Source organism: Massilia sp. Masssp93, assembly GCF_059491295.1.
The window spans coordinates 2,117,125-2,140,032 of record NZ_CP168502.1 but is presented as its reverse complement, the minus strand read 5'-3'; the positions used below and the strand labels follow the sequence as shown (position 1 = coordinate 2,140,032).

Annotated in this window: 19 protein-coding genes; 11 read left to right on the top strand and 8 right to left on the bottom strand. The window is 72.2% G+C overall.

The features are described 5' to 3' along the window. Window positions 1-4 precede the first annotated feature (4 nt). Entirely contained in the window at window positions 5-991 is a 987-nt protein-coding gene (locus ACEN9Q_RS08950; RefSeq protein WP_495628112.1) for a PP2C family protein-serine/threonine phosphatase, read from the top strand. A 133-nt stretch (window positions 992-1,124) separates the two neighbouring features. Next, on the top strand, window positions 1,125-2,630 hold the full coding sequence (locus ACEN9Q_RS08945; protein ID WP_495628111.1) for an FHA domain-containing protein: 1,506 nt from the start codon (window positions 1,125-1,127) through the stop codon (window positions 2,628-2,630). A 241-nt stretch (window positions 2,631-2,871) separates the two neighbouring features. On the opposite strand, the gene ACEN9Q_RS08940 is transcribed toward ACEN9Q_RS08945, so the two are convergent. The 7 genes from ACEN9Q_RS08940 to ACEN9Q_RS08910 all read right to left on the bottom strand — a co-directional run bounded on the left by ACEN9Q_RS08940 (window position 2,872) and on the right by ACEN9Q_RS08910 (window position 14,188). Continuing rightward, a complete protein-coding gene (locus tag ACEN9Q_RS08940) occupies window positions 2,872-5,118 on the bottom strand; it encodes a bifunctional serine/threonine-protein kinase/formylglycine-generating enzyme family protein (RefSeq protein ID WP_495628110.1) in 2,247 nt (748 codons plus the stop codon). Next, window positions 5,115-7,199, bottom strand: coding sequence for a coiled-coil domain-containing protein (locus ACEN9Q_RS08935; RefSeq protein ID WP_495628109.1), 2,085 nt, complete (start codon window positions 7,197-7,199; stop codon window positions 5,115-5,117). Before ACEN9Q_RS08935 ends, ACEN9Q_RS08940 begins: the two co-directional genes overlap by 4 nt. A gap of 50 nt (window positions 7,200-7,249) precedes the next feature. Beyond that, window positions 7,250-8,251, bottom strand: a complete 1,002-nt coding sequence (locus ACEN9Q_RS08930) for a hypothetical protein (protein WP_495628108.1) — start codon at window positions 8,249-8,251, stop codon at window positions 7,250-7,252. After that, complete coding sequence (locus ACEN9Q_RS08925; protein ID WP_495628107.1) at window positions 8,248-9,294, bottom strand: hypothetical protein; 1,047 nt, start codon at window positions 9,292-9,294, stop codon at window positions 8,248-8,250. The genes ACEN9Q_RS08930 and ACEN9Q_RS08925 overlap by 4 nt, the downstream gene beginning before the upstream one ends. Beyond that, a complete protein-coding gene (locus ACEN9Q_RS08920; protein WP_056445659.1) occupies window positions 9,291-9,851 on the bottom strand; it encodes a hypothetical protein in 561 nt (186 codons plus the stop codon). Before ACEN9Q_RS08920 ends, ACEN9Q_RS08925 begins: the two co-directional genes overlap by 4 nt. Next, window positions 9,844-11,097: a hypothetical protein gene (locus ACEN9Q_RS08915; protein WP_495628106.1), complete on the bottom strand. Its 1,254-nt coding sequence runs from the start codon at window positions 11,095-11,097 to the stop codon at window positions 9,844-9,846. The genes ACEN9Q_RS08920 and ACEN9Q_RS08915 overlap by 8 nt, the downstream gene beginning before the upstream one ends. Before the next feature lie 103 nt (window positions 11,098-11,200). Further along, window positions 11,201-14,188, bottom strand: coding sequence for a penicillin-binding transpeptidase domain-containing protein (locus ACEN9Q_RS08910; RefSeq protein ID WP_495628105.1), 2,988 nt, complete (start codon window positions 14,186-14,188; stop codon window positions 11,201-11,203). Between the two features lie 307 nt (window positions 14,189-14,495). Here ACEN9Q_RS08910 and ACEN9Q_RS08905 point away from each other — a divergent pair, with 307 nt between their 5' ends. From ACEN9Q_RS08905 to ACEN9Q_RS08875, 7 genes are all read left to right on the top strand, one after another. Further along, on the top strand, window positions 14,496-14,714 hold the full coding sequence (locus tag ACEN9Q_RS08905; protein WP_056445649.1) for a hypothetical protein: 219 nt from the start codon (window positions 14,496-14,498) through the stop codon (window positions 14,712-14,714). Between the two features lie 149 nt (window positions 14,715-14,863). Continuing rightward, on the top strand, window positions 14,864-15,412 hold the full coding sequence (locus ACEN9Q_RS08900) for a YXWGXW repeat-containing protein (protein ID WP_495628104.1): 549 nt from the start codon (window positions 14,864-14,866) through the stop codon (window positions 15,410-15,412). Window positions 15,413-15,491: 79 nt separating this feature from the next. Further along, window positions 15,492-16,193, top strand: a complete 702-nt coding sequence (locus tag ACEN9Q_RS08895) for a ribonuclease HI family protein (protein ID WP_495628103.1) — start codon at window positions 15,492-15,494, stop codon at window positions 16,191-16,193. Continuing rightward, a complete protein-coding gene (locus ACEN9Q_RS08890; RefSeq protein ID WP_495628102.1) occupies window positions 16,162-16,854 on the top strand; it encodes an HD domain-containing protein in 693 nt (230 codons plus the stop codon). Before ACEN9Q_RS08895 ends, ACEN9Q_RS08890 begins: the two co-directional genes overlap by 32 nt. Window positions 16,855-16,926: 72 nt before the next feature. After that, window positions 16,927-18,186 carry a TCR/Tet family MFS transporter gene (locus tag ACEN9Q_RS08885; RefSeq protein WP_495628101.1) on the top strand — a complete coding sequence of 420 codons (1,260 nt, stop codon included), beginning with the start codon at window positions 16,927-16,929 and terminating at the stop codon, window positions 18,184-18,186. 387 nt (window positions 18,187-18,573) lie between these two features. Continuing rightward, window positions 18,574-19,425 (top strand): archaetidylserine decarboxylase, encoded by an 852-nt coding sequence (gene asd, locus ACEN9Q_RS08880; RefSeq protein WP_495628100.1) that lies wholly within the window; start codon window positions 18,574-18,576, stop codon window positions 19,423-19,425. 64 nt (window positions 19,426-19,489) lie between these two features. Continuing rightward, window positions 19,490-20,077 carry a DUF7010 family protein gene (locus tag ACEN9Q_RS08875; RefSeq protein ID WP_495628099.1) on the top strand — a complete coding sequence of 196 codons (588 nt, stop codon included), beginning with the start codon at window positions 19,490-19,492 and terminating at the stop codon, window positions 20,075-20,077. Between the two features lie 3 nt (window positions 20,078-20,080). Here the strand turns inward: ACEN9Q_RS08875 and ACEN9Q_RS08870 are convergent, their stop codons facing one another. Further along, a complete protein-coding gene (locus ACEN9Q_RS08870; RefSeq protein WP_056445628.1) occupies window positions 20,081-20,992 on the bottom strand; it encodes a LysR family transcriptional regulator in 912 nt (303 codons plus the stop codon). 116 nt (window positions 20,993-21,108) lie between these two features. On the opposite strand from ACEN9Q_RS08870, the gene ACEN9Q_RS08865 reads away from it, so the two are divergent. Continuing rightward, window positions 21,109-21,702, top strand: coding sequence for an FMN-dependent NADH-azoreductase (locus ACEN9Q_RS08865; RefSeq protein ID WP_495628098.1), 594 nt, complete (start codon window positions 21,109-21,111; stop codon window positions 21,700-21,702). 42 nt (window positions 21,703-21,744) lie between these two features. Continuing rightward, complete coding sequence (locus ACEN9Q_RS08860) at window positions 21,745-22,644, top strand: pirin family protein (protein ID WP_495628097.1); 900 nt, start codon at window positions 21,745-21,747, stop codon at window positions 22,642-22,644. The last annotated feature ends 264 nt before the right edge of the window (window positions 22,645-22,908 follow it).

The following is a 22,908-nucleotide window of genomic DNA, read 5'->3' as shown; positions in this document are numbered from 1 at the left end:
GGAGATGCCGACATCGTCCCCCGCCGTTTCTCCCGCCGACGCCTGGATTGCCGGGCTGCGCTTCGCCGCGCTCGACGTCGCCGCCTGCTCGCGCCTGGGCGCCGGACCGCGCCTGCGCGCGGAAAACCAGGACAATCTGCTGCTGATCGACGAAGACGGCAACGCGGCCTGGCTGCAGGACCAGGCCGTGCAGCGCCGCCGCCTGCCCGGCTGGCGCGCCGGCCACGCCCGGCTCGCGGTGCTGGACGGGATGGGCGGCCACGGCCACGGGCGCGAAGCGGCGGAAGCCGTCGTCGCGGGCCTGCTCGCCATGCCGCCATGCACCGGCGCCGCCGAACTGGCGCGCCGCCTGGACACGCTGCACGCCGACCTGCAGCGCCATTTCGCCGATGCGCCGGGCGCGCGCCCCGGCACGACGTTGACCTTGCTGGAACTGCGCGCCGGCGACACGCCGCTGCTGTACCACGTGGGCGATTCGCGCCTGTACGAAATCCTGCCAGAGCGGGCGACGCCGCTGACGGTCGACCACGTGCCCGCCACCGCCTATGCGATGGCCGGCCTGCTGGGCGAAGCCGACTGGTGGCAGCAGGTCCACGGCGAGCACCGGCCCCAGGTCGCGCAGGCCTTCCTGCTCGGGAACGCGTTCGCCGATCCGGCGCGGCTGAACGATCCGCTGTTCGAACTGTCGCCGCTGAACCTGCCGGCCTGGCTGTGGCGCCTGGCCGACCGCCGTCCCGTCGAACTGCGCCCCGGCGCATCGTACCTGCTGGCGACGGACGGCCTGTGGTCGTGCTCGGACCCGCAGGGCTGGGTGCGCCAGTGGCCGCAACTGCTGGGGGGCGGCGCCGACGCCGCCACGATGCTGCGCACCCTGCTGGCCGCCTACGATGCCCATCCGGCCGCGTTCTTTTATCCCGACAACGTCAGCGCGATCCTGCTGCGGGTTCCCGGCGGCGGCCCGCGCGACGAGACGGCGCTGCCCGGCGCATGATGTTGTAAATGATGCATTTTGGAAAAAAGTCTTGCTCAACAATGAATTCCGCGCGCCGCGCTCGGCTACAATCGCGTAAGCTGAGGCCCGAACACCCCGTCCGCAGCGTCACCTGCCGAGCCGATAACCGCCCATGAAGCGTTGCAGCAGTCCCGATCACCCGCATTGCACGGTCTGGGTCGCCCCCGGCGAGCCGGTGTGCGCGCACGGGCACCGGCAGGCGCCGGGGCCGGCGGACCTGCTCGGCTCCAGCTTCGACCTGTTGCAACGCGTGCGGACCGGCGGCGCGCCGGCGCACATGCCGGAGGCCATCCGGCCGGCGCCCCGTCCGCACCTGCACGTGAGCGGCTTCGATCCGCGCGCGGCGGGCGGCCGCCAGGCCATCAAGCTGGAACTGCGCGGCATGCCGGACGACGTGCCGCCGCAACTGACCCTGTTACTGGAATCGCAACTGCTGCCGGACGACGGCGGCCGCCAGCAATTCAGCCGCACCCTGCGCGGCGACTGGCGCCCCGTGTTCGTGGAATTCTCGTCGCGCGGCCGCGAACACGGCCAGTACCGCATCGACCTCGAACTGCATGCCCGCGACCCAGCCCACCCGGCCGCGGCGCGCACCTGGGTGGCGACGCTCGTGCTGCTCGTGCCGCGCCCGGACGCCTCGCTGGGCGAGATCCACCAGACCTTCCTCGCGACGCACAAGAACGTGCGCATCAGCGCCGACGACGCCGGCATCGCCCGCGTGCACGGCCTGGCCGGCGGCGGCGCGATGGACATCGACATCCAGGCCCGCAATGCCTCCATCGCCCAGCTGACCCTCGATGCGAACGCCGGCGGCAAGGTGGCCGTCGCCCTGCCGACCATCGCCTGGGACGAGGACCTGATCGAAATCGACCTCCCGGCCGAACGGGCGGCACATCCCTGCCCGGCGAGCGCCGCCTGCCTCGTGTACGCGGAACCGGACGCCGGCTTTCATCGCCACGTGCGCCTGTTCGCGCTGGAAGAATGCGTGCTGGGCCGCCACGAACCCGGCGACGCCGATTGCGACCTGCTGCTCGAACACTACGGCGAGCACGGCCCGGAGCGGCAAGGCCTCACGCGCCGCCTGTCCGCGCGCCACGCCGTCATCCGGCCGGCCCGCGGCGGCTTCGAGATCGAGGACGTGTCGCGCTACGGCCTGCTGCTGGACGGCGCCTGGCCGGGCAAGCACGCGCCGGTGCCGCTGCGGCTCGGCATGCGCATCGAACTGACGGCCAGCATCCGCGGCGTGGTGACGTTCGTCGTCACCGCGCTGCACGCGCACGCGCTGACCCTGCACCGCGTGGACGCCGGCGGCGCCGCCGAGTGCTTCATGCTGTTCGCGCCAGGCGTCGAGCCGCAACCGAACAGCGGCGCCGCGCTGCCCCGCGCGGCCGGCATGCCGATCCTGTTCCACCGCGACGGCGGCTTCTGGCACCTCGACCCGGGAACCGGCCAGGAAACGGCGCTGGGTCCCGCCACCGTGCTGGAACGCCTCGCCCGCTTCACGGGCCGGGTGCGCTTCGCCTGCCGGGCGCGGCCGGAAGACCAGGCCGGGCGCGAGGACGAGCCAAGACAGGCCGGCGACCGTAGACGCGCGGCCGCCCGCCTGCTGGACGCCTGAGTTTCCCGCTCAACCGGGGCGCAGTATCAGGAAGATCAGCGCCGCGCCGGTCAGCAGGACCGCCTCCAGCGACAGCACGATGAACGGGATCTGGATGTCCTTGGGAATGCGCATGGCAACCTCCTCGTATCCGAAATGCGCGCAAGACGCGCAGGACGCGGACGGCACGGCCGGCCTCGCCCGCGTGCCTTTTCATTATGTCACTGCCGTGGAGTTGCTGCTTCGTATCGTGCCGGGCCGCTTACATCAGGTCGCGCACGACGCGAAAGCCGACGATGTCGTTCGACAGCGCGGCCGAAAAACCGTTGCGCAAGGCTGAGCGCAGATAGCGCGGGTTGTACAGCCACGAGCCGCCGCGCAGGATGCGGCGGGCCTGGTCGCCGCCCTCGTCCCACGCGCTGCCGTCCAGCGGCGCGCCGTCGTAATTGTCGTGCACCACGTCCTGCACCCATTCCCATACGTTGCCGTGCATGTCGAACAGGCCCCACGGGTTCGCCGCGAACATGCCGACCGGCGTCGTGCCGCGGCGGTACGCGCCGCGCGGGCTGCCGTTGTACGTGAAGTTGCCGTCGTAGTTGGCCTGCTCCGTCGTGATCGTGTCGCCGAACGAAAACGCCGTCTTCGTCCCGGCGCGGCAGGCGTACTCCCATTCGGCCTCGCTGGGCAGGCGGTACGATTTTCCGGTCGCCTCGGACAGCCAGCGCACGTAGCGGATCGCATCGAACCAGTTCACGCCGACGACAGGATGGCGGTCGGTCTGCGCGAAGCCGGGCGCGTCCCAGTCGACTTCACCGCTCGTGCGCCAGCCGGTCGCCAGCACGAACAGGCGCCATTCGCCGACCGTCACGGGATAGCGGCCCATCGCGATCGGCTTCTCGATGCCGACCCAGTGCTGCGGCAATTCGCGCGCCAGCCAGCCCGGTTGCGAGCCCGCCTCCATCGCCACTTTGCGTTCGTGTTCGGGTGAACCCATCTGAAACCGTCCGGTCGGCACCAGCACGAGTTCCGGACCGCGGCTCTCGCCGCCTTCGAAACGGTCGCGCAGCACGCCCTCGGTATCGGCGACGGGACTGGCCGGCGTCGGCAGCAGCTGCTCGAGGACGGCCTGGGCGCGCGCCGCTTCCTCGAGACGGGCGCGCTTCTGCTCGGCGAGATACACGGCCGCCGCCTTGGCCTGGGCCAGTTTGCGCTGCGTCTCCTCGCGCTCCAGCCGCGCCTTTTCCGCTTCCGCCGCGCGCCGCTCGAGGAGCTGCTGGCGCAGCGCTTCCTTGCGCGCCGCCCGCGCCTCTTCGGCCGCCGCCTTCGCCGCCCGTTCGTGTTCGCGGCGCTGGCGGTCCAGCTGGGCTTTCGCGGCCGCCTCGGCCTGGGCGCGCGCCTCCGCCAGCTTGCGCGCCGCGACGTCGCGCGCGGCCTGCGCGGCGCGTTCGCGGGTGGCGTCGGCCTGCGCACGCTGTTCCGCTTCCGCGCGGGCACGCAGCTCGTCCGCGCTGGGTCCCTGCGCGGCGCGCAGGCGCGCGAGCAGTTCCGCCACGCTGGCCGGACGCCGCGTCGGTTCGGGGGCAAATCCCGCGCGCAGCACGTCCCACTGGGCGTCGTTCACGCCGTCCGGCCGCGCCGGACCGGCATGCGCCGGCAACGCGCCCGCCAGCATCCGGTACAACATGACGGCGACGGCATACACGTCGAGCCCGCGCTCCGGCACGCCCGCCACGCCGCCGCCGCCGGCCTCGGGCGCGCGATAGCCGGCCGTGCCCGAGCTGGCCGGCGCCTCCAGCGCGAGGCCGCCGGCACGTGCCCGCGCCGCGATGCCGAAGTCGAGCAGCTTGACGTCGCCGCCGCGCGCGAGGAACACGTTGGCGGGCTTGATGTCGCGGTGGACGAGGTGGTGCCGCTCCCACGCGTAGTCGAGCGCATCGGCCAGCGGCGCGAGGATGTCGAGCGCGCGGTCGAGGGCAAGCCGGCCTTCGCGCGCGAGCAGCGTGTCGAGGTCTTCGCCTTCGAGGCATTCCATGATGATGAAATAGCTGCCCGTGGCCGGGTCCTGCGCCCAGTCGTAGACGCGCACGATGTGTTCGTGCGCCAGCTGGCGCGCGCGGGCCGCTTCCTCGATCAGCAGCTTCGCGTGCAGCGAATTTTCCGTGAGCCGCGGCGGCAGGATTTTCAATGCCACCTGGGCGCTGTGGCCCAGTTCCGCGTGCGTGGCGAGGTCGGTCGCCTGCCACACCTCGCCCATGCCGCCTTGCGCGATCAGCCGTTCGAGGCGATAGCGGCGGTGCGCGGGCCCCACTTCCTGCGTGGCCATCAGGCCGATCTCGGTCCCGGCGCGCGCGGGCGCCTCGGCGTTCGCGGACGAGTCGGCGGCAGGGTTGACGGCATACGCCGCGTCCAGGATCGCATTCTTGCGGCTGTCGAACTCCTGGCGGCTCAACAGGCCGTCTTCGTGCAGCGCGCGTAGTTCGCGCAGCTTGTCGATGGCCGTCTGCATCATCCCCGCGCCGGCAGCGGCGCGCCGCAACTGCCGCAGAAACGGTCGCCGGCCTGCGCGTCCGCGTGGCGGCACGCCTGGCCGTGCGCCAATGCCGCGGCGCCCGCGATCAGGCCTGAACCCAACTGCGCCTGCGTGGCCAGCGCGGCCTTGTTCACGTCGTTCTGCAACGCGAGCAGGTCGAGCTGGTGGCGCCGTTCGCATTCGAGCTCCGCGTCGCGCCGTTCGCGTTCGCGCGCCACGTGTTCCTCGGCCAGCCGCAGCGCCTCCTGCGGCGGCACCGACGCGAGCGCCGCCAGCTGCTCCGCGCTCATGCCGGCCTGCGTGCGCGCCTTGAGCACGTCCGCCAGCAGCGCCGCGTTCGGGCTGGCCGCCAGCACCAGCTTGGTCGCGTCGTCGACGGCGCCCAGCGCCTCCATGCGGCGCAGCTCGTGGTCCCGCTCGGCGGCCACGGCGTCGGCCTGCAGCGCGGCGCGCGCCTGCTCGCCGTCCAGCGCCGCCCGCTGGAGCGCCGCGTCGGCCGCGATCGTGCGCAACAGCTTTTCGTGCTGGGCCAGCGCATCGGCCTGCGTGCTGTCGCGGCGCAGCGCTTCCACGCGCTGGCGCACGGTCTCGGCATCGACGGATTCGCCCCGCTCGGCCGCACGCAGCCGCGCGGCCGCCTGCGCGTCGTCCCATTCCAGCGCGCGCTCGGCGCCGCGGCGGCGCGCGGCATTCGCCAGCTCCAGCAGTTTCAGGCGGCCCGCGTGTTCTTCCGCGTCGATCGCGCGCATGCGGCGCGCCGCGTCTTCCTCGGCCGCGGCAAGGCGCGCCAGTTCCGCGCGCTGGCGGACCGCGTCCTCGATGCCGCGCGCCTGCTCGATCTTGTTGCGGATCTGCTGCTGCAGCAACTGGTGCGTGAAGCGCTGCGCCGCGACGGTGCGCGCCTGCGCGGCGTCCTCGCGCGCCAGCGCCACTTCCTCGCGCATGCGCACGGCCGCCAGTTCGCGCAGGTGCGCCCATTCCGTTTCCTGGTCCGCGCGCGCGCCGCGCTTCTGCGCCAGTTCGTGTTCGAGTTCCGCGACGAGATCCTGCGCGCCGCGCTCGATGGCCTGCTTGCGCGACCGGGCCGCGACGATGCGGCCATACAGCTCGATCTCGCGGGCGCGGATCGCCTGCGCGCGCTCGGCGTTCTGCAGGGTCATGTCGGCGCGCTCGAGGCTCGCACCCTGGCGCAGTTCGGCGCGGCGGTGCGCCAGGCGCGCCTCGCTTTCCTCGCGCGCGATGCGGCGCCACTCGTCTTCCGTGTACAACTCGTCCAGCTGGCGCGCATGCTCGACCTTCACCCGCTGCTCGTCGGCGGCGAGCCACAGGCTGCCGATGCGCGCGCGGTTGGCGTCGAAGCGGTCGTGGCGCAGCGCCAGCGTCTCCACGCGCACCAGGCCCAGGCCGTAGTCGGCCAGCAGCGTCGCGAGGCCGCCCTGCAGGTGCTGGTCGAGTTCCGGCCGCAATTCGCGCTGCCCCGCCATCTCGCGCAGCGAGCGCGCGGCGACGAATTCGGCGGCGAGCTGGCGCACCGGCTGCGCCAGCAGTTCGCGCAGCTGGTCCGCCTTGACCGTGCCCGGCATCGTCATGAAGTAGCGCGCGAACGCGGGCACGCTCTCGATGCGCACCGACAGCGCGAGACGCGCCGACACCTCCAGGTGTTCCGCGCTGCGCAGGCCGGCAAGCTCGAATTCGACGGGAAGCGCGCTGCTGCGCGTGACGAGGATCTCGGCATGCTGGTCGCGCAGCAGGTGGTTCAGGCGCGTGAAGAAGCCTTCGATCTCGTACTCGCCCTGCGGCACTTCCGTCGCGTCCTCGCCCTGCAGGATATAGGCGCGCGCCGTGGCGGGCACGCGCAAGGTCTTGACGAACACGCCGGACAGCGCGCGCACGCCGAAGAACACGGCCAGTTCGTCCGGGCCGGGCACCCAGCGGTTCTCGACCAGCATGGGCGCATGGCGCGGCGTCCCCAGCATCAGGCCGCAGCCGGCGCAATAGCCGTCGGCCGCCTCGTGGGCCTGCGCGCAGCGCGGGCACCTGGCACCGCCTAATCCGAACATCCGCAACATCATCGACTCCTTCCCGTTTCCGCCCACGCGCAAAGCCTACCTCAAATGATCCCGATCCGCTCGACGCAGGCGACGCTCGCGCCGCGCGCGCGGACGTCGTCCGCGAACCCCAGCGGCAAGCCGTCGCGCCACGCATGCGGCAGCACGATCCGGTCGCCCGGCCCGGCCTCGCGCAGCAGCAGCGCGCATTTCGGCGCGAGGCCGTCGACCGTGTCCACGCGGCCGACGTGCCAGGCATCCGAGCAGCCGGTCGCCAGCAGCCGCGCGCGCGGCACGAATTCGCGGCCGCGCGCCATGCGGTCGGCCAGCACCAGCGCCAGTTCGTACGACCGGCCCGCGAAACCGGCGGCGCCGAATCGCACCGTCGTGCGCCAGCGGTGCAGGCCCCGGCCGTCGAAATGGCGGGCGCCGGCCAGCGCCTGGCGCACGGCCGACTGGCGCGCCGCATCGGCACCCGGCACGGCAATCGTCTGTTCCTCGTCCACCCGCTCCGCATCCGGTGCCAGCGGATGGACGCTCACCTCGACCCATGCCAGGGCGTCGCCGTCGCCGCCGCTGTGCAGCGGGAACCACGCGCGTGCGCTGGACACGCGTGCGCCGGGATCGGGGTGGCCGTCCAGCTGGCCCAGGTGCGCGAGGCCGTCCGGGCCGCCCAGCAGCGCGTCCGGCGACGCGTCGGCGACGTCGTGGCCGTCGACTCGCCCCAGCTGCCACGCGTCGGACCAGCCGTTCGCGACCACGTCGCCGCGTCCATGCCACACGCCGCGCACCATGCGGTCGGCCAGGACGAACGCGAGTTCGCAGTCGCGTCCGGACGGTGCGCGGTCGGCGCTGAGCACGACCTGGTCGCGGCTGTCGATCTTCGCTTCCGTGTGGCGCGCGAGGCGCACGGCCTGCTGCAAGCGCTCGGCGCGCTGCGGGTCGCCCGGCACCGTGCACTTGACGTCGGCGCGGCCGGCGCGCTCGCGCCGCGTGGCCGTCACCGTGAGCAGCGTGCCGTCGGCGAGGCGGCTGCGGCAGGTCGCCTGCTGCGGGGCCGTCATGCCGGCTCCTTCGCCGCGTGCACGGCGCGGCGGCCGGCGCATTCCGCTTCGAGGTTGGCGACGATGCGCTCGGCCTCGTCGTACAGCGCCGCGAGCCGCGCATCGCCTTCGTCCTTGTCGGCGCCGTCGAGACGGGCCAGCAGCGCCCACGCCTCGTCCAGCGCGACCGTCGCGCGGCGGCTGTGGCGCATGCGCCGCAACTGGTCGTCGATGGCGAGCGGCTGGCCCGGCGCGGCCAGCACCAGCGCCGGCATCGTCGTGATCTCGACCGACAGGCGGTCCAGGCGCTGCAACAACGCCTGCTGCTGGCGGAACTGGTCCTGCCCGGACGGCAGCGCGCCCAGGCGCAGGCCGCACATCAGGCAAGGCAGTTCCAGGAACATCCGGCGCAGCGCCTTCGCATCGGCCAGCGCCGGTTCGACGCGTTCGGCGACCGACGCCGGGGCCACGGCGACGGCACCCCCGGCGGCGCGGGCGGCCAGCTGCGCCGCGTAATCGACGTCGTCCAGCTCGACGGGCACGCAATCGTCCACGCTCAGACCGAAACGCAGGTACAGCAACTGGTTCAGGCCCAGGCGGAACGCGTTCCACTCGTCGATGTCGGCACACGGCGGCAGGTCCAGCGCGCCCTGCTCCAGCGCGCTGCGCACGGCGCCCTCGACGGCGGCGCAGAGCGCCGCCAGGTCGACGCGGCCGTCCGCTTCCGCCGCGAGATACAGGTCGAAGCGCTTGCCGGCCGGCGCCGGGTCGAGCGGGTCGATGGCGAACGTGGTGCGCAGGCCGATCTCGGGCGCCTGCGCGAACGGGACGATGGCGATCGTGTACGGCCCCGGGTGGAACGCCCACGCCAGTTCGCCGGGCCGCAGCTCGACCTTCTTGCCGGGCGGCGTGGTGGCGCGGCGGGGACGGCCGTCGGCGTCGACGATCACGATGGGGCAGCCCGGCGGCGTGCCGCAGCCGGGCTGCAGGGGCACCGCGACGGCCGTGCGTCCGAGGCTGCACGCGTCGTGGGCGGGTGCGGCGCGCTTGAAGAATGGGATCATGGTGTGTCCGCCTCCAGCGGTTCGACGGTGAAGCGGGCGCCGTGCGCCTGCAAATGGTCGCCCGGCGCGGCCGCGAACGGCCACGGGGCCTCGCACTCGCCGTCGGCATCGAGTTGCGCGGCCAGGATCGTGGCGCCGGCGCCGTCCGCCACACGCAGCGGCGCGCGCGCCACCAGCAGGGCTTCGGCGAACGGGGCCTGCGGCGCCAGTTGCAGGATCGCGCGCCAGGCGCCGCCGGCGTCCACGAAATGGAGCGTCCACCAGCCGTCTTCGGTGACGAGGGCGGCCGGCGTGCCGCTGCTGGCCGCGCGCAGCACGCCGCGGCTGCCGCGCCATGCGACGGCCGCCGCGCGCCGTTCCAGCGCCAGATGGCGCAGCCGGCGCGCCGTCAGCGGCGACGCCTGCAGCGCGGCCCGCTCGCCCGCCGTCAGCGGCCGGCTGCCGTCCAGCGCGGCGGCCAGCGTGGCGTCGTCCAGCATCAGCCGGTCGCCGGCCCTGCGGCGCTCCAGCAGCAGGGCTTCCTGCAGCCGGCGGGAGGTGGTGTCGTCGCTATGCATCGCTTCCTCGCTTGTCGTTGATGGCCGCGCCCAGGCGGGCGATGGCCGCGTCGCGCCGCTTGCGCAATGTCGGCAGCGAGACCTCGGCCAGCGCCGCCAGTTGCTGCATGGTCGGCAGCGCGCCGGTGGCCGGGTCGCGCCACGCGTCCGGATAGACGTCGTCGTCCTGCCCCAGCAGCCGCGCGAACACGGCGAGGCGCACGGGCAGGCCGTCGGCGGCCAGCAGGCGCGCGGCCTGGCCGTCCGCCGGCGCGGCCGCTGCCGCCTCCCGCAGATAGCCGGGGGGCAGTGAAACACTCAGGGCCAGCGTTTCCAGGCGCGGGTCGGCCGGAGCCTCGGGGGGCACGGGGTCCGGTTCCGGTTCTTCCAGGTCGAGCGCGTCCTGGCGCGCCTCGAGGATGCGGTCCGGGCCGGGCGTGGCGGCGCTGTCCGATTCCTGCAGCACGCGCCAGTAATCCTCGACCCAGACCGAGGCGTCGTCCAGGTCCTGCAGCCAGTCCTGGTCGCGGTTCGCGGACAACTGTTCGTAGTCGCCGATCTCGCGCAGCATGGCGGCGATCTTGTCGGGGCTCGTCTTCAGGCTCGCGAAGCGCTTGGAGCGGGTGTGCAGCGGCCCGGGGCCGCCGCCGAACGCTTCCAGCGACGCGCTCCAGCGCAACACCCACTCGGGTCGGCAGTCCGCGATGGTGCGCAGCTGGCGCACTTCGATGGGCGCGGCGCCGTCGTCGATCGCGCGGCCGAGGATGGCGCCGACCTGCGCCCGGTGCGCGCGCCAGCCGGCGAACAGGCGCGCCACGTCGTGGTAGGCGGTATCCAGCATGCGGTAGGCGTACATGCGGTTCGGGCTGCAGGGGCGGCCGCAGGCGGCCTGGTAATTGTCGGCGTCGACGCGGTCGCGCAGCACGGCAAACATATCGTTCACCTTCTTGCGCAGCAGCGCGTCGCCCGCGGGTTGGCCGGCCAGCGCGGCGCACAAGGCGTCCCAGTCGGCCGGACGGGCGCGCAGTTCGACGACGAGGGCCACGGCCAGCTCGTACACGGTGTCGCCGTAGCCGTTGGCGGGCGCGCGGGCGCGGGCGCCGTGGCGCTGGGCCAGCAGCTGCGCGGCCATGCACTCGACGTAGTCGTCCAGCCGGTCCGGGCGCGCGCCGCCCTCGCCGCGCAGTGCGACGAGCGAGCACTGTCCCAGCAATTTGCGCACTTCCTCCCACCCCGGTTCCTGGTACCGGGTCCCCGGCAAACGCATAAATCCTCTTCGATGGCTCGATCCCCAATGACAGGACCGTAATAGATGATGCCATAGAACCACACCGGGGAGGCGCGCAGCTGAGTGGAAAATACCCCTTAATTCAACGCGTTGGCGGATTCCGGCGGGCCAGCGCGCCCAGCACGGCCGCCGCGACGGGCGCCGCGTGCGCCCCGCCGGTCGCTTCCGAGCGGCTGACGAAGACGGCGACGGCCAGGCGGTGGTCCTGCCCCGGCACGCTGTGCGGCTCCAGCCAGCCCGTGAACCAGACCGTGGCGAGCGTGCCGTCGCCCACCGGCGCCGTCCCCGTCTTGCCGGACAGGCCACGGCGGATGCCGGCCAGTTCCGGGGCACGGAACGCGCCGGATGCGGTGCCCACGTCGACGACGCCCTTCATGCCGGCGCGGATGCGGTCCAGGCGCACGCCCAGCGCCGGCCCGGCGACGGGCGCCGCCGCCACGCCGTCGAGCTCTCCCAGCAAGTGCGGCACGATCACCCGCCCCTGGCCGACGGCGCCCGCCGCGAGGGCCATCTGCAGCGGCGTCGCCTGCATGCGCAGCCCGATCGCCATCTGGCGCAGCTCGTGGCGCGTGTGGATCGGGTCGATGCCGGCCGGCGTCGCCTGCAGCGCATCCCATGCCGACCACGGGTAGTCCGCCGGCAGCAGTCCACCGTCGAGGCGCAGCGCCTGCCCGAAGCCGAGCCGGCGCGCCATCGCGACGATCGGCCGCACCGCATCCAGCGCATCCGGCGCCAATGGCTGCAGGTCGGGAACGCCGCCGTCGGGCCGGCCGCGCAGGCTCCGGTCCGACAACTCGCCCATCCATGCGAACCACGTGTTCAGGCTGTACGTCAGCGCCTGCGCGACGCCGAGCCGGCCGTCGTGCGCGCGCCGATCCAGGCCCTGGTCGCGGAAGTTCGTGATGTGGGCGCGGCCGTCCAGCGGATAGGTGGGCGCGTCGGTGCGGAACGCGAAGCCGCGCGCGCGCGCCACGGCGTTGATGCCGGCCAGCGGCAGGCCGTCCAGCAAGGCGTCCAGTTGCTGGTCGGCGCGCGCGGCGAGTTCCAGGCCGAGGGCGCTGACGATCTTGAACGTCGACCCCGGCGCCCGTTCCGCGCCGCCGTCGTGCTGCAGCGCGGGCAGGCGCAGCGGGCTCGCGGCCGGGTCGACGCGGTCGAAGTCGCGCGCCTCGCGCCAGTTGGCGGCGTCCACCGCCGGCATGCCCGCCCCGGCCGCCGCGAGGATGGCGCCCGTCTCCGTGTCGAGCAGGACGACGCCCGCCTGCCGCCCCGCCGGCACCGCGCCGGCGCCGCTGCACGCCGCGCCGTCCCACCGGCCGCGGCGCATGGCGATGCACTCCAGCGCGGCCTGCGCGGCCGCCTGCAGGCCGGCGTCCAGCGTGAGGCGCGCCGCGTGATGGGCACCCGGCAGCCGGCCCAGCATCGCGGCGACGCTGCCGGGCTGGTTCGCCCGTACGCCCAGCAAGGTCGCCAGGCCGGCCGCGCGCGCCGCATCGGTCGGGGCGCCGGCGCGCCACAGCGGGACGCCGGTGCGGTCCGCCAGCACGACGTCGGCCAGCGGCGCCGGCGCGCGGGCCGCGGCCGGGCCGAGCGCCTGCCAGGCGAGGCGGCCGGCGCGCACGACGAGGTGGCGGTAGCGCGCATCGCCCGGCGTGGCGAGGGCCGCGGGCGGCAGCGGGTCGGCGTCCAGCACGATCTCGCCGGCGCCCGCGTCCGGCAGCAGGTCGAGCACCTGCACCTCGTCGGGCGCACCGCACGCGCGGCCGTCGCAAGCGGGCTGCGGATCGCTACGCAGCCGCGCGCCCGCCACATGGCGCAGGCGGCCCGCGAGCATCAGCCGGATGCCGTCGCCGGCACGGGCCGGCGCCGCCAGATGCAGGTGCACGCGCGCAGCAAAGGCGCCCGCCGGCCACGCGTCCACGCGCTGCCACGGGGCCCAGCCCGGCGGCAGCCGCGCTAACTGGCGCGCCATCGCGGGGGGCTTGTCGCCCGCCTGCGGCACCGGCGCGGGCGCCGCCGCGCCCAGCTGGGCGGCGGCGCGCCAGGTGCCGGGCATCCTCGCGGCGTCCGCGCCGAGGACGCGCCAGGCGAGCAGGCGCCGTTCGGCATTGAAGATGCGTACCTGCTCGCGCACGAAATCGCCGTCGGCGCGGCGGTACAGGCGCTCCAGCAGGCGCAGCGCGTCGCCGTCGAGCGTGACGCCATCCCACGGCGTCTTGCCGGCCGCGCGCCACGCGGCCAGGTCGGGCGGGGCCAGCTCGGCCAGGCCGTTCGCGCCGAGGCGCACGAGGCCGCGGGCGCTCAGTTGCGCGAACAACTGCTCGTCTTCCAGCGCCGGCGCGGACGCCGCCGGCACGCGATAGTCGCCCGGCGCCAGCAGCGCCTCGACGGCCGGGCCGTCCGCGGGCAGCGCGACGACGAGGGCGCGCCGTGCGGGCGCCGCACTATAGAGCTGCACGAGCAGTTCGCCGGCCAGCGGACACGCGCCGCTCGCCCGGCGCTGCAGGCGCAGCGCGCCGCCCTGCCACGTCAGCCAGCCGTCGCCGCGCAGCGCGGCCTGGCCCGTCGCCCCGCCCACCGGCCCGGCGCCGGCGGCCAGCCACTGCGCCTGGCCGTCCCAGCGCAGGCTCAGGTCGGGCGCATCGACGGCCGCGCCGCGCCGGATGCGCACGCGCGGCATCGGCCGGTCGGTCAGCAGCACGTTGCGCGGCGCTTCGAGGCCGGCCAGGTCGGCGAACGTCCAGCCGATGCGCAGCGGCAGCAGGCGGCCGGGGCGCGTGCGGTCCGCAAGCTGGCCGCACAGGTCGACGCGGTGCACGGGGCCGGCGCGCATGCCGGACAGGATGAGCAGCGCCGCCGCGCCGCGCGTGCGCACCGTTGCGCCCTCGGCTTGCGGCACGGTAAACGCGAGGCCCGGCAGCACGGACTGGAAGCGCGCCGCGCCGTAGCCGGGCGCAATCGCGCCGGCCGCGGCCAGCCAGCGCGCGTGCACGACGATGAGGACGGCGCCCGCCGCGGCCATCAGCACGCAGCCGGCCGTGAGCCAGCGCAGCGGTGCCGGGCCGGCCACGCGCGCGCGCGCGGGCGCGGGCGCCGGCGGGCGCTGGCGGCGCGCAGGTTGCGCGCGCGCCGCCAGCGCGTCCGGTTTGCCGCAACGGCCTCGACGAGCGCTCCGATCATCGGTATTCCCCCTCTGTTGTGCCCGTGCGCACCTAGCCGGGGGCGGGTGAAACGAACGGCACGCCGGTCGCGATTTCGTGCGCTTCATCCCGCGTTTCTTGCGGTCCGTCGCACGCCGCTGGAGACCGGGAAGCCTTGTGGCTACAGTACACACATCGACAAATGCTTCATCCACCCACCACCCCGAGGAGAACATCATGAACGTCATCAAACACATGGAAGCCGCCTTCCTGGTCGCACTGAGCCTGGCCGGCGTCGCGAGCGTCGCCGCCGACAGCGTCAAGCCCGCGCAAGCGACCGCCCCGGTCTACGCGACGACGGCCGGCATCCCGGTCGTACACGTCACCGCCAAGCGCCTGACGCCGGTCGAAAAACAGCAGATGCTGGCGCTGGAACGTGTGCGGAGCCGCGCATGACGTGCACCGTGGACGGCCGCGCGCCCGCGCCGCCGTCCGCACGTTCCTCGACGTAATCTGTTTCAGATGTAAGCATCTGCTTCAACTGCTGAATGCAGCAGCACCCCGCGCTATATTGGTTTCATCCGCAGTCCGGATTGGAGACCAACATGAAACGCCTCACTCTTGCCGCCCTGATCGCCATCGGCGCCGCCGCAGCACCTCTCCCTTCGATGGCTTACAGCAATGTCAGCCTCTACATCGGTACCGCGCCGCCAGCCCCGCTGTACGAACGCGTCCCCGCGCCGCGCCACGGTTATGTGTGGGCGCCCGGCCACTGGGAATGGAACGGCCGCCGCCACGTCTGGGCGCCGGGGTTCTGGGTGGTCGAGCGTCCGGGCTATGCCTACCGCGCGCCCGCCTGGTATCAGGGCAACGGCGGCTGGTATATGCAGCCGGCCGCGTGGACGCCATACGGCCGTGACCGCGACCGCGACGGCGTGCCCGACCGCTTCGAGCGCCGCGGCGACCGCTACTACGGCGACCGCGCCTACTACCGCGACCGCGACCGCGACGGCGTCCCCGACCGCTACGAACGCGGCGGCCGGCGCCACGACGAAGACCGCGACGGCGTGCCGAACCGCTACGACCGCGACCGCGACGGCGACGGCGTGCCGAACCGCCGGGATCACCGGCCGGACAATCCCTACCGCCGTTGATGCACCATGAAAACAGCACCGCCCGGTGCTGTTTTTCTTCGCGGACACGACGTCAGCGAAAAGCAGGTATCCTCACGGCATGAACGACTTCCCTGACCTGGACCGGATCGCCTATAAAGCCGAGCGCGCCGCCAGCCGCCGCCTGGCGCGGGCCGCCGGGTTGCCGGCCGACCAGGCGCTGCGCCGCACCCTGGAAGCAGCGGCCGGCACCCAGGGCCTCGCCGCCCTCGTCGCCGCGCGCACCGGCATGCTGGCCGCCCAGGCGGCACGCGACGCCGCCCGCGCCGCCGGGAAAGCCGCCGCCGACGCGCGCCGCGCGGCCCGCCACGACGGCCCGCCCAGCGCCTGGCGCGGCTGGTTCGACGGCTCCGCCAAGCCGAACCCGGGCCGCTGCGGCATCGGCGCCCGGCTCGACGGGCCCGCCGGCATCCGGGTCGAGATCGCCCGCCCGGCCGGCCACGGCAACAGCAGCGAGGCCGAATACCGCGCCCTGATCGCGCTGCTGGAAGCGGCCGTCGCGCACGGCGCGCGCGACCTCACGATCCATGGCGACAGCCGGGTCGTGATCGACGACGTCGCCGGCCCCGACCTGTACGCCGCGCCGGCGCTGGCGCCCTACCGCAGCCGCGTGCACACGCTGCTGGCCGCCTTGTCCGACGTGCGCCTGCGCTGGGTGCCGCGCCACAAGAACACCGATGCGGACGCGCTGTCGCAGCGCGCGCTCGCGAACTTTTCCTTCGACGAATCCGATGCAGACGACGCACTACGAACGTCCTCCTGAACTCGCCGCCTGGCAGGCGCGCCTGGCCGCACTGGCCGCCGCCGCGGTCGCGGAACAGGGCCCGGACGGCGCCCACGACCTGAACCATTTCGAGCGCGTGTGGCGCAATGCGCAGGCGCTGCTGGCGCATTACCCGCAGGCGGACGCGCTCGTCGTGCTGGCGGCCTGCTATCTGCACGATCTCGTCAACGTGCCGAAGGACGATCCGCGTCGCAGCGTGGCGTCGCGCCTGTCGGCGGAACTGGCCGGCGAGAGATTGGCCGCGCTCGATTTTCCGGCCGATAAACTGGCGGGCGTCGCCCACGCGATCGAGGCGCACAGCTTTTCCGCGGCCGTGCCCGCGACGACGCTGGAGGCGCGCATCGTGCAGGACGCCGACCGCCTGGACGGCCTCGGCATGGTGGGCCTGGCGCGCATGTTCTACATCGCGGGCCGGATGGGCAGCGCCCTGGCCCATGGCGGCGATCCGCTCGCGCACGACCGTCCGCTCGACGACAAAGCCTATGCCCTCGACCACATCGAGGCCAAGCTGGCACGCCTGCCCGCCATGATGCAGACGGTGGCCGGCCGCACGCTCGCCGAGGCGCGGCTGGCCGCGTTGACGGACTTCCGCGGCGCCTTCGCCCGCGAATGGAGCGGCATGCCGCAGGCCGGCGTTTGACGGGACGGCCGGTGTTGCCGGCAGGGCAATCGGTGCTACCATAAGCGCTTTCCGCTTCATTCCGGGAAGGCCATGACCAGCAGCGCGACTCTTGCCAGGACCCCGTCCGGCAACCTGAATTTCGTCCTGATCTGCGTGTTCATCGACATGCTCGGCATCGGCCTCATCGTGCCCGTGCTGCCGAACCTCGTCGGCACATTCGTCGCCGACCGCGAGCAGCAGGCGCTGTGGTACGGCGTGCTGGGCTCCACGTTCGGCCTGATGCAATTCCTGTTCATGCCGCTGGTCGGCGCGCTGTCCGACCGCATCGGCCGCCGTCCCGTGCTGCTGTATTCGATGGGCGGCATGTGCATCAACTTCCTCGCCACGGCGTGGGCGCCGAATCTCGCCTGCCTGTTCATCGGCCGCATCATCGGCGGCGCGTCGTCGGCCAGCATGTCGGTGGCGTCGGCGTATGCATCCGACGTGTCGACGCCGGAGAACCGCGCGAAAAGCTTCGGCAAGATCGGCGCGGCGTTCGGTTTCGGCTTCATCTGCGGCCCGATGCTGGGCGGCCTGCTGGGCAATATGGGACTGCACCTGCCGTTCTACCTGGCGGCCGCGCTGTCCGCCGCGAACTTCGTGTACGGCTGGATCGCCGTGCCGGAATCGCTGCCGCGCGAACGCCGCACGCCGTTCCAGTGGGCGCGCATCAATCCGTTCGGCGCGCTGCTGCGCCTCGTGCGGCGGACCGACATCCGCGGCCTCATCGTCGTCTACGCGCTCGTCGCCTTCGCCCAGATGACGCTGCAGACGACGTGGGTCCTGTACACGACGTTCCGCTTCAACTGGAGCCCGGGCGACAACGGCATCGCCCTGTTCTGCGTGGGCGTGTGCTCGATCGTCGTGCAGGCCGGGCTGCTCGCACGGCTGATCCGGCGCTTCGGCGAAGTGCGGCTGTCGCTGATCGGCCTCGCATCCGGCGCCGTCACCTATTTCCTGTACGCGGTCGCGACGCACGGCTGGATGATGTACGTCTTCATCGTGTGCAACCTGCTGTCGTTCGCCGCCGGCCCGGCGCTGCAGGGCATCCTGTCGAAATCGTCGTCGCCGCGCGAACAGGGCGAGTTGATGGGCTCCCTGCAATCGGTCAGCAGCATCGGCCTCGTCATCATGCCCCTCGTCGGCACCGAGCTGCTGCGCGCGGCGAGCCACCTGCCGCCGCTGGACTGGCGCATGGGCGGGCCGTTCTTCCTGTGCGCGGCGATGCAGGCCGCGGCGCTGCTGGTCGCGCACCGCTACTTCCGTCGCCACGGCATACCGGAGACGGCACCGGTCGCCGAGCAGGCGTGACGCCGGACGCCGCGCGCGCCTGGCGGCCGTCGCCCTCATCGCCGCTGGCCTGAAGTCGTGAATTCGGGGTCAGAGCCCTTTTTCGAGACATTGCTCGCAGGCCATGCCGCTTGAAATTCCAGTCAAGCTATTGCTCAAAAACGGGCTCTGACCCCGGTGGTCAAGCGGGATGGCGTCATCACGATATGCATGTCAGAATGGCAAAAAATAGCACGGCCGCCATTGTCCACCAGATTTCCGACGCATTGTTGCCTAAGCGTAAATATTTTTGATATGCATAAGCGAAGCATTCCGGCCACTTTGCCGAATAATTAATGCTTTTTGGCAAAACCATTTTCGCGAACGCCCGCGCCGCTATAATGGCGCGTCTTTATTTCGAGGTTCACCGTGTCCGATCGCCTGAAAGTCCTGCCCCAGTATCTGCTGCCGAAGAGGCGCCTCACGACCTTCGCCGGCCGCGTGGCCGGTGCCAAGGGCGGCACGGTCACGACGCGCCTGATCCGCTGGTTCGTCGCCAAATATGGCGTCAACATGGCCGAGGCCGAGAATGCCGATATCGCGAGCTATAAAAGCTTCAACGAATTCTTCACGCGGCCGCTGAGGGAAGGCGTGCGTCCGCTGGCCGACGCCGACTTCGTCTGCCCGGTCGACGGCGCCATCAGCCAGTTCGGCGCCATCGACGACCACCACATCCTGCAGGCGAAAGGCCACCGCTTCACGACGACCGAACTGGTCGGCGGCGACGCCACGCTGGCAAGTCAATTCCGCCACGGCTGCTTCGCCAACCTGTACCTGTCGCCGAAGGATTACCACCGCCTGCACATGCCGTGCGACGGCAAACTGACGCGGATGATCTACGTGCCGGGCGCCCTGTTCTCCGTCAACCCGACGACGGCGCGCGGCGTACCGAACCTGTTCGCGCGCAACGAACGCGTCGTGTGCGTGTTCGAATCGCCCGAGCACGGCCCGTTCGTGCTCGTGCTCGTGGGCGCGACGATCGTGGGCAGCATGGCGACCGTCTGGCACGGCGTCGTGAATCCGCCGCGCATGCAGAAGGTGACGGAATGGACGTACGCGGACCGCGAGATCGTCCTGAAAAGAGGCGAGGAAATGGGCCGCTTCCTGCTCGGCTCGACGATCGTCATGCTGTTCCGTCCCGGCACGATCCGCTTCAACCCGGACTGGGCGCCGGAACGTGCCGTGCGCCTGGGCGAGATGATGGGCAACCGGCCGGCGTAAAAAAAGATATTGTACTGACAACTGTTTCGTGTCAGCATGGCATTTCTCTTTCACGGAGCACGCCATGCACGCCACGCCATCACCGCCTCCCGCCTCACTGACGTTCGCCGCCGCGCAGCAGGACATGCGCACGGCCTACCTGGGCGGCGCGCCCGGCCTGTTCGTGTCCGGGTCGGTCTGGGCCATCGCCGGCGCCGTCTGCCTGACGCGCTCGCCGCAAGCCGCCGTCTGGGCGCTGTACGCAGGCGGCGTACTGATCCATCCAGTCTCCGCGCTGCTCACGCGCGCGCTGGGCCGCTCCGCGCGCCATGCGGCCGGCAACCCGCTGGGCATGCTGGCCTTCGCGACGACCATCTGGATGATCATGATGCTGGCCCTCGTCTACGGCATCTCGCTGTGGCGCATCGATCTGTTCTTCCCCGCGATGCTGTTCGTGATCGGCGGCCGCTACCTGACGTTCGCCACGCTGTTCGGCCGCAAGCTGTTCTGGGTGTGCGGCGCCGTGCTGGCGCTGGCTGGCTATGCGCTGGCCGCGCGGCACGCGCCGCCGGCCGCCGTCGCATTCACGGGCGCGGCCGTCGAGATCGTGTTCGGCTGCATCCTGCTGGCCGGCATGCGCGGCACGAAGGGCGCGGCGCACGCATCCGCCTGACGCTCAGGCCGGCTTGTCCTGGTCCTTGCAGAACATCTCGTCCATCATGTCGAGGAACGCCCGCGTCTTCGCGGGCATCAGGCGCCGGCCCGGAAACACGGCCCAGCCGGTCGCGACCGGCATCTCCCATTCCGGCAGCACCCGCACCAGCTCGCCCCTGTTGACGTGTTTCGCCACGATGAAATCCGTGCTCGCCGCAATGCCGACCCCGCTGCACGCGATGCGCGCCAGCAGCTGGGGTGAATTGGCCGTCAGCCGCGCCGTCAGTTCCTTTTCCCACCGCACCTTGCCGCGCTGCAGGACCCACGGCGCGGCGCCGCCCGTGCGGCTGAGGATGCACAGCAGGTCGTGCCGCAGCAGATCGTCCGGCTGTTCGGGCAGGCCGCGCCGCGCGAGGTAGGACGGCGCCGCGTACAAGCCGAAACGCTGCAGGGCGATGCGGCGCGCGGCCAGGGTCGAGTCTTCCGGCAGGTCGCCCATGCGGATCGCGATGTCGAAGTTCTCCGCGACGAGGTCCACGCGCCGCGGCGACAGGTCCAGTTCCAGCGACACGGCCGGATAGCGCTCGACGAAGCGCGGAATCATCTCGACCATGACGACGTTGGCGAAATCCTGCGGCATCGAGATGCGCAGCTTGCCGCTGGGTTCGGCCTGGCGGTGCTGCGCCAGCGCGCCGGCCGCCTCCACTTCTTCCGCCACCTTGCGCGCGTGCTCCAGCAGGCTCGCGCCGAACTCCGTCAGCATCAGGCGGCGCGTCGTGCGCTGCAGCAGGCGCTCGCCCACGCTCGCCTCCAGCATCGCGATGCGGCGCGAAACCGTCGACTTGGGCAGGTCGAGGCGCTGCGCCGCCATGCTGAAACTGCCTGCCTCGACGATGCGGGCGAACAGCAGCAAGTCGTTCGGTTCGACGTTCATGGCGTTGATTGTTCCATCGGTTGAATAATGTTATCCATTCTACCGCCTTCCGCTCGATATATGGAACCGCTAAAGTGACTCCATCGCAACACAAACCGACACGAAGGAAGACCACCATGAACATCCTGCAGATCAACTCGAGCTTGCGCGGCACCCAATCCGAATCGACCCGCGTGGCCAACGCGATCGTCGCCAAGCTGGCCGCCGCCAATCCGGGCGCGACGGTCACGGTGCGCGACGTGGGCGCGAACCCGCATCCGGTGCTGGACGAAGCGGCGCTCGGCGCCCTGTTCACCCCGGCCGACCAGCGCACGGCCGCCCAGGCCGCCCGCGTGGCCCTGGACGACACGCTGATCGCCGAAGCGCAGGCCGCCGACGTGATCGTGCTCGGTGCGCCGATGTACAACTTCGGCATGCCGATCCAGCTGAAGGCCTGGTTCGACGCGGTTGCCCGCGCCGGCGTGACGTTCCGCTACACGGAGAACGGTCCGGAAGGCCTGCTCAAGAACAAGAAAGTATACGTGGCCACGGCGCGCGGCGGCGTCTACCCGGCGGACGCCGACCCGCAAGTGCCGCACATCCGCATGCTGCTGAACTTCCTGGGCCTGGCGGACCACGCGTTCATCTACTCGGCGGCCCAGGCGATGGGCCCGGACGCGGCCGCGCAAGGCCAGGCCGACGCCGACGCCGCAGTGGCGGCCCTGGCCTGAACGCTTTCATATCCCGGGAACGCGCACCGTAAGGAGAACATCATGACCCAGCAAGTGCAAACACAGACCGTGGCCACGAGCCGCGGTGTCGAACGCCTGGTCGGCGGCCAGTTCGTCATGGACGGCGCGGGCGTCAAGATCAACCGCGTGCTGACGCAGCCGCTGCAGCGCCGCCTCGACCCGTTCCTGATGCTGGACGCCTTCGGCAGCGACAAGGCGGGCGACTACATCGCCGGCTTCCCGGAGCACCCGCACCGCGGCTTCGAGACCGTCACCTACATGCTCGAGGGCCGCATGCGCCACCGCGACAGCGCCGGCCATGAAGGTTCGATCTCGAGCGGCGGCGTGCAGTGGATGACGGCCGGCCGCGGCGTGGTCCACTCGGAGATGCCCGAGCAGGACGAGGGCCTGATGGAAGGCTTCCAGCTGTGGCTCAACCTGCCCGCGCAGGACAAGATGCGCGCGCCCTGGTACCGCGACATCCCGGCCGCGGACGTGCCGCGCTTCACGCTGGCCTCCGGCGCGGCCGTGCAGGTGATCGCCGGCAACACGCACGGCGTCGACGGCGCCGTCCGGCGCGACGTCACCGAGCCGCTGTACCTGGACATCGAGCTGCCCGCCGGCGCCACGTTCGACCAGCCGCTGCCGGCCGGGCACAACGCCTTCCTGTACGTGTTCCGCGGCGACGTCGTCGTCGAAGGCAAGGCGGTGCCGCAGGCCCGCATGGCCATCCTCGACAACGCCCGGGACGCCGACGGCGTGCGCATCAAGGCCGGCGCGCCCGCCCGCCTGCTGCTGATCGCGGGCCGGCCGCTGAACGAGCCGATCGCGCAATACGGCCCGTTCGTGATGAACACGCAGGCCGAGGTGTTCCAGGCCGTCGAGGATTTCCGCAACGGGAAGTTCACGGACAGCACGGCGGCTGCGGCGGCGGCGGCTTAAAACCTGTGCCGGTTGGGTGGGCACCCCGTGCCCACGCGGACGCGTGCGAACCACGTGCGTTACGCGTGGGCGCGGGGCGCCCACCCTACGGCTTGTGCCTATGCGGACGTGCGCGCACCATGTGCGTTACGCGTGGGCGCGGGGCGCCCACCCCACGGTCTGTGCCTATGCCGAATGTCCCGGTAGGGTGGGCACCCTGTGCCCACGCGGACGTTCGCCCACCGCGTGTGTTACGCGTGGGCGCGGGGCGGCCACGCGACGGCC